Genomic DNA, 12,996 nt, shown 5'->3' on the forward strand with positions numbered 1-12,996 from the left:
CGCGGCACCCCCTGGACCGAAACACCGCTCAGCGCTTAATGGTTGCTACGATTCCGCCGCGGGGTTACACCAGCCGTGACTGCGCCATCGCCGCCTGAATGAAGGACGCGAACAGCGGGTGCGGCTCGAACGGACGTGACTTCAGCTCGGGGTGGAATTGCACGCCGATGAACCAGGGATGGTCCTCGTATTCGACGATTTCCGGCAGCACGCCATCAGGCGATAGCCCTGAGAACCGCAGCCCGTGCTGTTCGAGCCGGTCCTTGTAGGCGGTGTTGACCTCGTAGCGATGGCGGTGGCGTTCCGAAATCTCGGTGGCGCCGCCATAGACTTCCGAGACGCGGCTGCCGCGCTTCAGCGCCGCCGGGTAGGCGCCGAGCCGCATCGTGCCGCCGAGGTCGCCCGACTGCGACCGCTTCTCCAGCTCGTTGCCGCGCAGCCATTCCGTCATCAGGCCGACCAGCGGCTCCTTGGTCGGGCCGAACTCGGTGGAGTTCGCTTCCTCGATGCCGACGAGATTGCGCGCGGCTTCGATCACCGCCATCTGCATGCCGAAGCAGATGCCGAAATACGGGACGTCGCGGACGCGCGCGAACTGCGCCGCGCGGATCTTGCCCTCGGCGCCGCGCTGGCCGAAGCCACCGGGCACCAGGATGCCGTTGACGTGTTCGAGGAACGGCGCCGGGTCCTCGTTTTCGAACACCTCGCTCTCGATCCAGTCGAGATTGACCTTCACCTTGTTGGCGATGCCGCCGTGGGAGAGCGCCTCGATCAGCGATTTGTAGGCGTCCTTCATGCCGGTGTACTTGCCGACGATGGCAATGGTCACCGCGCCTTCCGGATTGCGCACGCGCTCGTTGATCACATTCCAGCTCTGCAGCGTCGGCGGAATCTTCGAGCTGATGCCGAACGCGGCCAGCACCTCGTCGTCGAGGCCGGCGGCGTGATAGGCCTCGGGGACGGCATAGATGTTGTCGACGTCCCTCGCCTCGATCACGGCGCTTTCGCGCACGTTGCAGAACAGGCCGAGCTTGCGGCGCTCTTCCTTCGGGATTTCGCGGTCGGTACGGCACAGCAGGATATCCGGCTGGATGCCGATCGAGCGCAGCTCCTTCACCGAGTGCTGGGTCGGTTTTGTCTTGAGTTCACCGGCACTTGGAATGTAGGGCAGCAGCGTCAGGTGAATGTAGACGGCGTGATCGCGCGGCAGCTCGTTCTTGAGCTGGCGGATCGCCTCGAAGAACGGCAGGCCCTCGATATCGCCGACAGTGCCGCCGATCTCGACCAGCACGAAATCATATTCGTCGTTGCCGGAGAGGACGAATTCCTTGATCGCGTTGGTGACGTGCGGAACGACCTGGATGGTCGCGCCGAGATAATCGCCGCGGCGTTCCTTGGTGATGATGTCCTGGTAGATGCGCCCCGTGGTGATGTTGTCGGCCTTGGTGGCCGGACGTCCGGTGAAGCGCTCGTAATGGCCGAGATCGAGATCGGTCTCGGCGCCGTCATCGGTCACGAACACTTCGCCATGCTGATACGGCGACATCGTTCCGGGATCGAGGTTGAGATAGGGGTCGAGTTTGCGGAGACGGACCTTGTACCCGCGAGCCTGCAGCAGGGCACCGAGTGCCGCCGAAGCCAGACCCTTTCCGAGCGAAGAAACCACGCCGCCGGTTATGAATATGTACCGCGCCATGGGATTCTACCTTTAAGGCCACTGCCCCGATTCTCCAAAACGAATCGCATGCACGGGCAAACATTTTGCCGGGCTGTGGGTGACGTTAAATTTGAAGCGATTTCAGAGCATTGATGGGAAATTCTGATGCAGGACGGTAGAGCCCGTCCTGCATGGCCACCCTGCTTTATTGCGAACGCGGCGCCTGCGGGCCCGACGGAGCCTGCTGTTCGTCCACCTTCTTGAGCGTATCCAGCACGCCACCGGAAGTCGGCGGAGCGACCGGCGTTGCGCCGCCAGGCTGCGACTGCGTCGCCGGCGCGGGGCCGACGATAGAGGCCGGCTTGCGATCGACGCCTGCGAGCCAGGCCAGCACCATGCTGGTCAGGAAGAAAAGTCCCGCCAGAATCGCGGTCGTCCGCGTCAACAGATTGGCGGTGCCGCGGCTCGACATGAAGCCGGCGCCGCCGCCCATGCCGAGGCCGCCGCCTTCGGATTTCTGCAGCAGCACGGCGCCGATCAGCACCGAGACGATCATGAGGTGGACAACGATAATGACGGTCTGCATCTTAAAAACCTTCCGTCACAAGCCAAGAGCGCCGGGGCTTCGGCTGCACCAAGAGCTTGCGGGTTTTCCTGAAGTTGCGCGGTGTTACACGATCGGACGGGGCATTGTCACCCCCAACCGCTGCGGTGGAGATAATTGCCGCAGGCGCTGCGGCAAGGCCGTCCACATATCCCGCCGGGCATTCTGATCGGGGCTTGAGGTCGCCGCAATTTCTCATATAATAGACGAATGGATACTATAGTAGACGAATTGAGCGTTCGCCTCGCCCAGCGCCTCCGGCTTGAACGCGACAGCCGCGGCTGGTCGCTGGCGGATCTCGCCGAACGTTCCGGGGTTTCCAAGGCGACCATCAGCAAGATCGAGCGCGCGGAAGTCAGCCCGACCGCAGTGGTGCTGGTGCGTCTCGCCAGCGCCTTCGACCTCACCCTCGCCGGCCTGATGCTGCGCGCCGAAGGCCACGGCGATCGTCTTTCACGCGCTGCCGAGCAGCCGGTGTGGCGCGATCCCGAGACCGGCTATTTGCGCCGGCAGGTGTTCAACCGGCCCGATCATCCCATCGAGATCATCAAGGTCGAGATGCCGGCGAAGCAGCGCGTGACGCTGCCGGCGTCGTCCTACGCCCATATCCGGCAGGTGCTCTGGGTGTTGTCGGGCTCGCTCGTCCTCATCGATGGCGGCGAACGCCACGAACTCGGCGCCGGCGACTGCCTCGGATTCGGCCCGCCGGCGGAAGCAACGTTTGCCAACGAGAGCACCGCGCCCTGCACCTACGTCGTGGCGCTGGCGCGGAGCTAGGCTTGCGATGACCGAGGTCGATATCAGGAGTTTTCCGGACGACCTCGCCGCCCCCGCCGGCCATAATCGCGGTCCGCCGCTTGAGGATGAGCACACGCCGGAATGGGGCAACGACGGAATCGGCAATTACTTTTACTGGAAGGCCGCACATCGCGCGGCCTGGAAAAACCCCTCACCCGGCATTGTCGCCTTTCGGATCAGGAAAGCCGAGCGGCTGGGGCTGACTTACGAAGAATACACGCTGGAAATTCTCGAACGCGGCCGTCACCTGCAGATCGAGGATGTCGAGCGGATTGCAGAGATCAAACGGAAGCGCGTCTTGCGCACCGCCAATCATCGAAGCTGAACCTCGCGGAAACTCATCCTCATGTCGAACATTGAGATCAAAGCCTTGAAGTCCTCGCCCGAAGTCTGCGCGGTGCTTGGTGAAATACTGATCGAGACGGTGGCGAATGGCGGCTCGGTCAGCTTCATGCACCCGCTGTCACGGGAAGCGGCTGAGGCGTTCTGGTCCAATTCGCTAAGGGCTGCGGATCTCGGCGAGCGGATCGTCCTCGGCGCCTTCGACGGCGACGAGCTGATCGGCACCGTCACGCTGTTGCTCGATCTGCCGCCGAACCAGCCACACCGCGCCGAGATCGCGAAGATGATGACCCGAGTCAGTCACCGCCATCGCGGAATTGCAACGGCGCTATTGCGCGAGGCCGAGCGGCTGGCGATCGCCCGTGGGCGTTGGCTGCTCGTGCTCGACACCGCCGAGGACGAGGGTGCGGCGGGACTGTATGAGCGCGTGGGCTTCAAGCTGACCGGCGTGATTCCGGATTACGCGTTCAAGCCCCATGGCGGCCTTACCGGCACGCTGATCTACTGGAAGAAGTTGCGGGAAGGCGTGCCAACCTGAAGAGTTAGCAGGCCTCCGCAATCGCCAGAAAATCCGTCGCCTTCAAACTGGCGCCACCGACGAGTGCGCCGTTGACGTCAGTGACCGCCATCAGCTCGGCCGCGTTGGAGGGCTTGACCGACCCGCCGTACAGAATCCGGATCTTTCCGCCTTCCGCCTTAAATCGGTCGGTGAGAACGCCTCGGATAAAGCGATGAACCTGCTCGACGTCCTTTGGCGTCGGCGTCAGCCCGGTGCCGATCGCCCAGACCGGCTCATAGGCGACCACCAGATTGGCCGCCGTCGCACCGTCAGGCAAAGAGCCCGCGAGCTGTCTGCCGCAGATATCCAGTGTCTGGCCAGCGTCGCGCTGCTTCTGGGTTTCGCCAATGCAGACGATCGCCACAAGGCCCGCCCGCCAGGCCGCTTCCGCCTTCTGCCGAACGATCGCGTCGGTCTCGCCATGATCGGCGCGGCGCTCCGAATGCCCGACGATGATGGCGCTGGCGCCGGCATCCGCCAGCATTTCCGCCGAGAGATCGCCGGTATGGGCGCCCGAGGCCCTGGCATGGCAATCCTGGGCCCCGACGGCGAGTTTTGAGCCGAGCGCCTTGTCGGCAAAACCGGCGATCAGGGTCGCCGGGGGGCAGACCAGCAGGTCGGCCTTGCCGGCCAATGCACCTGCGCCCGCAATCATTGCCTCGAATTCACCCAGGGCGGATTTCAGGCCGTTCATTTTCCAGTTGCCCGCGATCAGCGGCCGGATGGCTTCGGTCATGTCAATTTCCCGCAAAAATGTCAGACTTTGTGGCTTGCAGATGCGCTAGCAGAGGCGCGCCGTCAGTTCCAGATACCGGTCAGACGAACCCCCAACCGTTAACCGCTTCAATTGGCCCATGTGGCCGAGGTTGCGAGGGGGCTGCGGCCACTTTATGATGCGTTATCAACTCGGTGATGCCCTGTTGCGGAATTCGGTCCCGGATCGAATTCGCCTGGGTACGACCCGGTTCCCCTCTCCTGCAAAAACAAGTTGGACCTATGCTTCGAGGAATTCGGAAAGCCTCATCAAACTGGCTCGGCAAGGCCGTGATGGCCGTTGTGATGGGCGTTTTGATTGTCAGTTTCGCAGTCTGGGGCATTGCCGACATCTTCAAGGGGTTTGGCCAGTCGTCGCTCGCCAAGGTTGGCGGGACCGAGATCACGACCGACCAATTCCGCCAGATCTACACGGAAAAGCTGCAGCAGCTCGGCCGCACGTTCGGCCGTCCGCTGACTTCTGAACAGGCCCGCGCGTTCGGGATCGACCGGCAGGTGCTGCAACAAACCATCGCCGAGGCCGCGCTGGACGAGGAAGCCCGGCGCATGGGGCTCGCCCAGTCGCAGGAAGAGACCATGCGGCTGATCTACAACGACCCGAACTTCAAGGGATTGGGCGGCAAGTTCGACCCGGCACGCTTCCAGGCCACGATCCGCCAGTTCGGATACACCGAGCAGCGCTATCTCAACGAACAGCGGCGTGTCGGGCTGCGGCGCCAGATCGCCGGCACCGTCTCGGCTGGCCTCGAGCCGCCGAAGGTCCTGATCGAGGCGCTCGCCCGCTTCCAGAACGAACAGCGCTCGATCGAATTCGTCAAACTCGACGCCGCGCAGGCCGGCACCATCGACCCGCCCTCGCCCGAGGCGCTGGCCGCCTATTTCGAGGACCGCAAGACCCAGTTCCGCGCGCCCGAATATCGCAAACTGTCCTTCGTCGTGATCAGCCCGGAAGAGATCGGCAAATGGATCGAGGTTTCCGACGAGGACGCGAAGAAGATCTTCGAGCAGCGCCGCGACCAGCTCGGCACGCCGGAAAAGCGCGAAGTGTCGCAGATGTTCTTTCCGAACGAAGGCGAGGCGCAGGCCGTGCGCGGCCGCATCACGTCGGGAACCTCGTTCGACGACGTCGCCAGGGAGCGCAATCTTAACCTGGCCGACGTCGATCTCGGCCTGATCGCCAAGACCGCGATCATCGATCCGGCGATTGCGGATGCGGCGTTTTCGCTTGCATCGGGCGAAGTCAGCCAGCCGGTGCAGGGCCGTTTCGGCGTGGCGCTGGTCAAGGTCGGCAAGATCGAGGCGGGCACAACGCCGACTTTTGAAAGCGTGGCGGCGCAGGTGAAGAAGGAAATTGCGACCGAGCGCGCGCGCGCCAAGGTCAGCGAGCTCCAGAACAAGATGGAAGACGAGCGCAGCGGCGGCGCCAACATCGTCGAGGCTTCGCAGAAGCTCGGCCTGACCCCGGTCACGATCGAAGCCGTCGACCGCTCCGGCCGTACGCCCGACGGCCAACCGGTGGCCAACATTCCGCGCGGTCTCGACGTGGTCTCGCAGGCCTTCAACAGCGATATCGGCGTCGACAGCGAACCGATCCAGTTTGCCGGCGGCTATGTCTGGTACGACGTGCTGGGCATCACGCCCTCGCGGGAGCGCCCGCTCGACGAAGTCCGCAGCCAGGTCGAGGCGAAATGGCGCGAGGACCAGATATCCAACAAGCTGCGCGCCAAGGCGACCGAGATGGTGCAGAAGGTCGAACAAGGCGGTGCGCTTGCCGAGGTCGCAGCTTCGGTCGGATCGAAGGTCGAGACCGCGACCGGCTTCCGCCGCGACGCCTCGCTGTCCGGCGTGCCTTCCGCCGTCATCACGGCCGCGTTCCGGACGCCCAAGGACGGTGTCGGCCAGACGCCGGGTACCGGCGGCAGCGAGTGGATCGTCTTCCGTGTCACCGACGTGACCGTGCCACAGGTCGACGTCGCCTCGGAGGAACTGAAGAAGCTCAAGGAGACACTGCAACGCGGGATGAACGACGAACAGGTCGCGCAATACATCACGAAGATCGAATCGATCATCGGTACCTCCATCAACCAGGCCGCCTTCGCGCAGGTGACGGGCGCTAACAACTGAGCATGATCGGCCCGCGAACGCCGGTCGTGCTTCACGACGACCCCCAATCCTGAAAGCCAAGCGATGGACGACCTCAAATCTATCATCGGAAAAGTCGCCACCGGCGCGACGTTGTCGCGTGACGAAGCGGCCTCCGCCTTCGACGCCATGATGTCCGGCGAGGCGACGCCCTCGCAGATGGGTGGCCTGTTGATGGCGCTCAGGGTCCGCGGCGAAACCGTCGACGAGATCACCGGCGCGGTGTCGGCGATGCGCGGCAAGATGCTGCGGGTCAAGGCGCCCGCGGATGCGGTTGACGTGGTCGGCACCGGGGGCGACGGTTCCGGTTCGGTCAACGTCTCGACCTGCGCTTCCTTCATCGTCGCAGGCGCCGGCGTGCCCGTCGCCAAGCATGGCAACCGCGCGCTGTCCTCGCGCTCGGGGGCTGCTGACGTCCTGGCATCGCTTGGCGTCAAGATCGACCTCACGCCCGACCAGGTAGGCCGCTGCGTGACTGAAGCCGGCATCGGCTTCATGTTCGCGCCCGCGCATCATCCGGCCATGAAGAACGTCGGCCCGACCCGGGTCGAGCTCGCCACCCGCACGATCTTCAACCTGCTCGGACCGCTCTCCAATCCGGCCGGCGTGAAGCGGCAGATGGTCGGCGTGTTCTCCCGGCAATGGGTGCAGCCTTTGGCGCAGGTGCTGAAAAACCTCGGCTCCGAATCCGTCTGGGTGGTGCACGGCTCCGACGGCCTCGATGAGATCACCCTCACCGGCCCGAGCTTTGTGGCGAGCCTCGACAACGGCAAGATCACCACCTTCGAGATCAAGCCGGAAGATGCCGGCCTCGTCTGTTGCAACAGCGACGCGCTCAGGGGCGGTGACGCCGACGCCAATGCCGAGGCGCTGCAGGGCGTGCTCAACGGCAAGCCCAGCCCCTATCGCGACGTCGCGCTGCTCAACGCCGCGGCGGCGCTGATCGTGGCCGGGCGCGCCAAGGATTTGAAAGAAGGCGTGGCGCTCGGCGTCAAGTCGCTCGACAGTGGCGCGGCGGCGGCGCGGCTGAAGCACCTGGTCGCGGTCTCGCGCGGCTGATCCGGGGGACGGGAAGAGATGTCCGATATCCTGACCAAGATCGAGACCTACAAGCGCGAGGAAATCGCCGCGGCCAAGCGCGCCCATCCGCTCGCCGAGGTCGAAGCCCGCGCCAAGACGGCGCCGACGCCGCGCGGGTTTGTGCACGCCATCCGGGACAAGCTCGCCCAGGGCGACTATGCGCTGATTGCCGAGGTGAAGAAGGCCTCGCCGTCCAAGGGGCTCATTCGCGCCGATTTCGATCCGCCGGTGCTGGCAAAGGCCTACGACGCCGGTGGCGCGGCTTGCCTCTCCGTGCTCACCGATGCGCCCTCGTTCCAGGGCCATCTCGATTTCATGGTGGCGGCGCGCGCGGCGACCAATTTGCCGGTGCTGCGCAAGGATTTCCTGTTCGACACCTACCAGGTGGTGGAAGCCCGCGCCCATGGCGCGGACTGCATCCTGATCATCATGGCGGCGCTCGATGACGCCACCGCGCGCGATCTGGAGGATGCAGCGATTGCGCTCGGCATGGACGTGCTGATCGAAATCCACGACCACGCCGAGCTCGATCGCGCGCTGAAACTTCGCTCGCCGATGATCGGCGTCAACAACCGCAATTTGCGCACCTTCGAGACCACGCTGGCGACCAGCGAGGCGCTGGCGCCGCTGATCCCGCGCGATCGCCTGATGGTTGGCGAGAGCGGCATCTTCACACCCGACGATCTCGCCCGGCTCGAGCGCGTCGGCATGTCGACCTTCCTGGTCGGCGAAAGCCTGATGCGGCAGGCCGACGTGACGGCCGCGACCCGCACGCTGCTGACGCGCGTCGCCACGCCGCGTGCGACCGGGACCGGCTGAGAGATGGCGCGGAAGTCCAAAGGCGACGCCCTCACCCATATCGACTCCTCCGGCGAAGCGCGGATGGTCGACGTATCGGACAAGGCCGCAACCGAGCGCACGGCGGTAGCCGAAGGCCGCGTCGTCATGGCCAAGGCGACGCTTGACCTGATTATCTCCGGCAATGCCAAGAAGGGCGACGTGCTGGGCGCCGCGCGCATCGCCGGCATCATGGCGGCAAAGCGCGCGTCGGAACTGATCCCGCTGTGCCATCCGCTGGCGTTGTCCAAGGTGACGCTCGACATCACGCCCGACAAGAAACTTCCCGGCTGCGTTGTTCGCGCCACCGTCAAGGTCACCGGCCCGACCGGCGTCGAGATGGAAGCGCTGACCGCAGTGTCGGTCGCGTGCCTGACGATCTACGACATGATCAAGGCGGTGGAGCGCGGCGTTCGTATCGAAGGCATCCATCTGGTCGAGAAAATCGGCGGCAAGTCCGGCCATTATCGCGCGGAGCGCTGAGCGCACAGCCGACGCGGCAGCGCTCACGCTTGCGTGACCGCTGCCGCGAGGAATGAGCCCGCATTGGCGGGGTTGTTTCTCCCGGGACCTTCACGAGGAGGAATCCGATGTCGAGATACAGGCTTGTGGGCGCTGCGGCTGCGCTGGCCGTGATGACGGCCCTCACCAACACACCTGCCATGGCGCAACAGGTCATGGGCGAACCCGGCTATTGCGCGTTCTTCTATCCGAACGCCAATTGCCAGAACAAAGGTCCGGGTAATCCCTACACCGATCCGCGGCGCTTCGACCAAGGTTACCCTCAAGGCTACTACCCGCCGGACAGCGGCCAGACGGTCGGCGTCGCGAGGAGCCGCGCGCGCAGATCCGTAACACGCATGCAGTGAGAGCTGCGGCTCTGGCCCAGCACTCTCGCATCCTTCCGATCGGCGGACCGTGCGCATCCGGTGCGCTTTTTTTCGCGGTCGCCCCTTGCCGGTTCCATGGCTCCCTCTGGTTGCCAGCGGACCACTTTGCCACCGGATAACCCTTCATTAACCAGGCTTGCTAACGTCAATTCCACCTCGGCGCGATATCGACGTCATGGGCCGGGATTGGGAGAACGCCGCTTCCGGCTGTTCATTCCCGGCAGCGATCGTGTTCCATGGCTTCAACTGGCACCACACGATTCAGAATTGCGCCCGCCTTTCGCGGCGGCCCAATCCGCTGGTTGATCTTCGGCGGCTTGCTCCTGATTGCCACCATCGCGATTGGCGCGACCATCATGGCCGGTAATTTCCGCGAGCGCGCGCTGCGCAACAGCGAACGGGAGCTGGAAAACACCGTGCTGCTGCTCGCCCGCCATTTCGACCAGCAGCTCGAAGATTTTCAGGTCGTCCAGAAGGACCTGGTCGCCTTCATGCTTTCCAGCGGAATCGCCACGCCTGAAAACTACAAGCAACGGATGTCCGGCCACGACGTCCATCTGATGCTGAAGTCCAAGATCGACGCGGTGTCTTATGTCGGTGGCATCAACGTCTTCGACGCCGACGGCAATTTGGTCAACACCTCGGTCGCCTGGCCGCCGCCGTCGGTCAACTCGGCGGACCGCGCTTTCTTCAGAAGCTTCAAGTCCAGCCCGCAATCGCCGGAAATGCTGCTCGAGCCGGTCTACAGCCGCGTTACCGGCGTCTGGACCACGGTGATCGCCCGCAAGATCACCGGGCCAAAGGGCGAATTTCTCGGCGTCATCGGCCGAGGCATCGAACCCGTCAACTTCGAACGATTCTTCGCGACGATAGCGCTCGGACCGGGCGCCTCCATCACCATGCTCCATGGCGACGGCACGCTGCTCGCCCGCTACCCGCATGTCGCCCACATGATCGGCCAGAACCTGAAGACCGGCCCATCCGCCCAGCGGCAGATCTTCGAGCGGCCTCGCAGCACCTCGCGCCTCAGCGGCCCGATCGACGGCGAGGAGCGGCTGATCTCGTCCCGCGCGCTGACGAATTTCCCGATCGTGATCGTCGCTTCGACCACGATGTCGGCCGCGCTCGCCGACTGGCGCGAGCAGATCGGCATCCTGATCGCGGTCACCGGATTGTCCGTGCTGGCGATCGCCGCCCTGCTGTTCCTTGTCGTGCGCAAGCTTTCCCATCAGCACCGTGCGTCGAAGCAGCGGCTGACGCTGGAAAAACAGCGCCTCGATACCGCCGTCAACAACATGACACAAGGCCTGTTGCTGTTCGATGCCAAGCAGAAGCTCATCATCTGCAACAAGCGATATCTTGAAATGTACGGCCTTTCGGCCGAGGTCGTGAAGCCGGGCTGCAGTTTTCGCGAAGTGATCGCCCATCGCAAGGACACCGGATCGTTCGTCGGCGATGTCGATCATTATGTCGAAGTGGTCCTGCGCGACGTCGCGCACCGCAACGCTATAGTGATCTCGACGCCCGACGGGCGCTCGATCCAGATCGTCAACGAGCCGGTCGCCGACGGCGGATGGCTGGCGACGCACGAAGACATCACCGAGCGGCGGCGCGCCGAAGAGCGCATCACCCACCTCGCCCATTACGATGCGCTGACCGAGCTGCCGAACCGCACGCTGTTCCACGAACGGCTGAAGCGTGAATTGTCCTTTGTCGCGCCGAACCGGCCACTGGCGGTCCTCTATATCGACATCGACGAATTCAAGAGCGTCAACGATTCGCTCGGCCACATGACCGGCGACGAACTGCTGAAATCGGTCGCTGCGAGCCTCGCTGCTTGCGCGCGGAAATCCGATTTCGTCGCCCGGCTCGGCGGCGACGAGTTCGCCATCGTGCAGTCCGGGATCGAAGACACCGACGACGTGATGAAACTCGTCAGCCGTATCTTCGAGGCGATCCGTACACCCTATCAATGCCTCGGCCATCAGGTGACCACCGACGCCAGCATCGGCATTGCGCTGGCGCCGCAGGACGGCTCCGATATCGACCAGATCCTGAAGAATGCGGATCTGGCGATGTACGCCGCCAAGGCCGCCGGCCGCCGCACCTACCGCTTCTTCGAGCCGGACATGGAAGCCGAGGTCCGCGCCCGCCGCAGCCTGGAAATGGACCTGCGCCAGGCGCTCATCGACGGCGGCTTCGAGGTCTACTACCAGCCCTGCCTGGGCCTGGAGACCAATGCGATCACCGGCTGCGAGGCGCTGGTGCGCTGGCGCCATCCGCAGCGCGGCATGATTTCGCCGGCCGAGTTCGTGCCGCTCGCCGAGGACACCGGCCTGATCAACCAACTCGGCGAATGGGTGCTCACCACGGCCTGCAAGGAGGCGGCGACCTGGCCCGACAATGTCAGGCTCGCGGTCAACGTCTCGCCGATTCAGTTCAAGAGCGGCACGCTGGCGCTGAAGGTGATGGGCGCGCTCGCCGCCTCGGGCCTTCCCGCGAGCCGGCTGGAGCTCGAGATCACCGAAGCCGTGCTGATCCGGGACGACGAGGTGGCGCTCGCCGTGCTCCACGATCTGCGCGCCATCGGCGTCCGCATTGCGCTCGACGATTTCGGCACCGGCTATTCCTCGCTGAGCTACCTGCAACGTTTCCCGTTCGACAAGATCAAGATCGACCGCTGCTTCATCACCAACATCGCCGAGCCGCAAGGCTCGATCTCGATCGTTCAGGCGGTGGTGAACATCGCCGCCGATCGCCACATGACGACGACAGCCGAAGGCGTCGAGACCGAGCAGCAGCGCGAAGTGCTGCGCGAACTCGGCTGCTCGGAAATTCAGGGCTATCTGTTCAGCGCGCCGAAGCCGGCGGCGGAGTTGAGGCCGCTGTTGCTGGCGGATCGGGAGCGGCCGGACGAGGCGACGACGAGCCGAGCTCGCAATCGCAAGCCGGTTGCGCGGATGGTGTAGCGTTACGACGCTGCTTACCGCCGTCATTGCGAGCGGAGCGAAGCAATCCATACCTCGGCATAACGGATGGATGGATTGCTTCGTCGCTTCGCTCCTCGCAATGACGTGGAGATACATGTTCGCATTCTCGCAGCATGATGTGCCCGAGTTGTACAGATCGCTTCGCCCCAGAAGTGAGAGGGCGCAGGGAATGCCGGGTGCTTGCCGCACCCGCGGTCCCGTGNAATGCACTTAAGGAAATGCGCACACGAGCATACAGGTACAGCCGGAGCAGCTCGGCATTCCCTGCGCAGTGGGTTGACGGCTTATGCCGCGCTCTCCCTGGAGACGAATTCCTCTTGCCT

General features: G+C 64.2%; 12 protein-coding genes. 9 read left to right on the forward strand and 3 right to left on the reverse strand.

Annotated elements, in window-relative coordinates; genetic code table 11:
• Positions 1-64: 64 nt before the first annotated feature.
• Together pyrG and secG are read right to left on the reverse strand one after the other, a co-directional pair.
• Entirely contained in the window at positions 65-1,696 is a 1,632-nt protein-coding gene (pyrG, locus tag CQ14_RS16920) for a CTP synthase (RefSeq protein ID WP_057859002.1), read from the reverse strand.
• A gap of 166 nt (positions 1,697-1,862) precedes the next feature.
• Complete coding sequence (gene secG, locus CQ14_RS16925; RefSeq protein ID WP_057859003.1) at positions 1,863-2,243, reverse strand: preprotein translocase subunit SecG; 381 nt, start codon at positions 2,241-2,243, stop codon at positions 1,863-1,865.
• Between the two features lie 228 nt (positions 2,244-2,471).
• On the opposite strand from secG, the gene CQ14_RS16930 reads away from it, so the two are divergent.
• Genes CQ14_RS16930 through CQ14_RS16940 form a run of 3 tightly spaced genes read left to right on the forward strand, consistent with a single transcriptional unit; the run spans position 2,472 to position 3,939 of the window.
• Positions 2,472-3,038, forward strand: coding sequence for a helix-turn-helix domain-containing protein (locus tag CQ14_RS16930; RefSeq protein WP_057859004.1), 567 nt, complete (start codon positions 2,472-2,474; stop codon positions 3,036-3,038).
• Between the two features lie 7 nt (positions 3,039-3,045).
• Positions 3,046-3,384, forward strand: coding sequence for a hypothetical protein (locus CQ14_RS16935; RefSeq protein ID WP_063800368.1), 339 nt, complete (start codon positions 3,046-3,048; stop codon positions 3,382-3,384).
• Between the two features lie 21 nt (positions 3,385-3,405).
• Positions 3,406-3,939 (forward strand): GNAT family N-acetyltransferase, encoded by a 534-nt coding sequence (locus tag CQ14_RS16940; protein ID WP_057859005.1) that lies wholly within the window; start codon positions 3,406-3,408, stop codon positions 3,937-3,939.
• Between the two features lie 4 nt (positions 3,940-3,943).
• Here CQ14_RS16940 and tpiA read toward each other — a convergent pair whose 3' ends face one another.
• Positions 3,944-4,696: a triose-phosphate isomerase gene (gene tpiA / locus CQ14_RS16945; protein WP_057859006.1), complete on the reverse strand. Its 753-nt coding sequence runs from the start codon at positions 4,694-4,696 to the stop codon at positions 3,944-3,946.
• A 260-nt stretch (positions 4,697-4,956) separates the two neighbouring features.
• On the opposite strand from tpiA, the gene CQ14_RS16950 reads away from it, so the two are divergent.
• The 6 genes from CQ14_RS16950 to CQ14_RS16975 all read left to right on the forward strand — a co-directional run bounded on the left by CQ14_RS16950 (position 4,957) and on the right by CQ14_RS16975 (position 12,652).
• Positions 4,957-6,858 (forward strand): peptidylprolyl isomerase, encoded by a 1,902-nt coding sequence (locus CQ14_RS16950; RefSeq protein ID WP_057859007.1) that lies wholly within the window; start codon positions 4,957-4,959, stop codon positions 6,856-6,858.
• A 63-nt stretch (positions 6,859-6,921) separates the two neighbouring features.
• The gene (trpD, locus tag CQ14_RS16955; protein WP_057859008.1) at positions 6,922-7,935 is read left to right on the forward strand and encodes an anthranilate phosphoribosyltransferase; all 1,014 of its coding nucleotides are present in this window, start codon (positions 6,922-6,924) and stop codon (positions 7,933-7,935) included.
• Between the two features lie 18 nt (positions 7,936-7,953).
• On the forward strand, positions 7,954-8,775 hold the full coding sequence (trpC, locus tag CQ14_RS16960; RefSeq protein WP_057859009.1) for an indole-3-glycerol phosphate synthase TrpC: 822 nt from the start codon (positions 7,954-7,956) through the stop codon (positions 8,773-8,775).
• A gap of 3 nt (positions 8,776-8,778) precedes the next feature.
• Complete coding sequence (moaC, locus tag CQ14_RS16965) at positions 8,779-9,276, forward strand: cyclic pyranopterin monophosphate synthase MoaC (RefSeq protein ID WP_057859010.1); 498 nt, start codon at positions 8,779-8,781, stop codon at positions 9,274-9,276.
• 107 nt (positions 9,277-9,383) lie between these two features.
• The gene (locus CQ14_RS16970) at positions 9,384-9,662 is read left to right on the forward strand and encodes a hypothetical protein (RefSeq protein ID WP_156435077.1); all 279 of its coding nucleotides are present in this window, start codon (positions 9,384-9,386) and stop codon (positions 9,660-9,662) included.
• Positions 9,663-9,919: 257 nt separating this feature from the next.
• Complete coding sequence (locus tag CQ14_RS16975) at positions 9,920-12,652, forward strand: bifunctional diguanylate cyclase/phosphodiesterase (protein ID WP_057859012.1); 2,733 nt, start codon at positions 9,920-9,922, stop codon at positions 12,650-12,652.
• Positions 12,653-12,996: the final 344 nt, after the last annotated feature.

The organism is Bradyrhizobium lablabi (genome assembly GCF_001440475.1).
GTDB lineage: Bacteria > Pseudomonadota > Alphaproteobacteria > Rhizobiales > Xanthobacteraceae > Bradyrhizobium > Bradyrhizobium lablabi.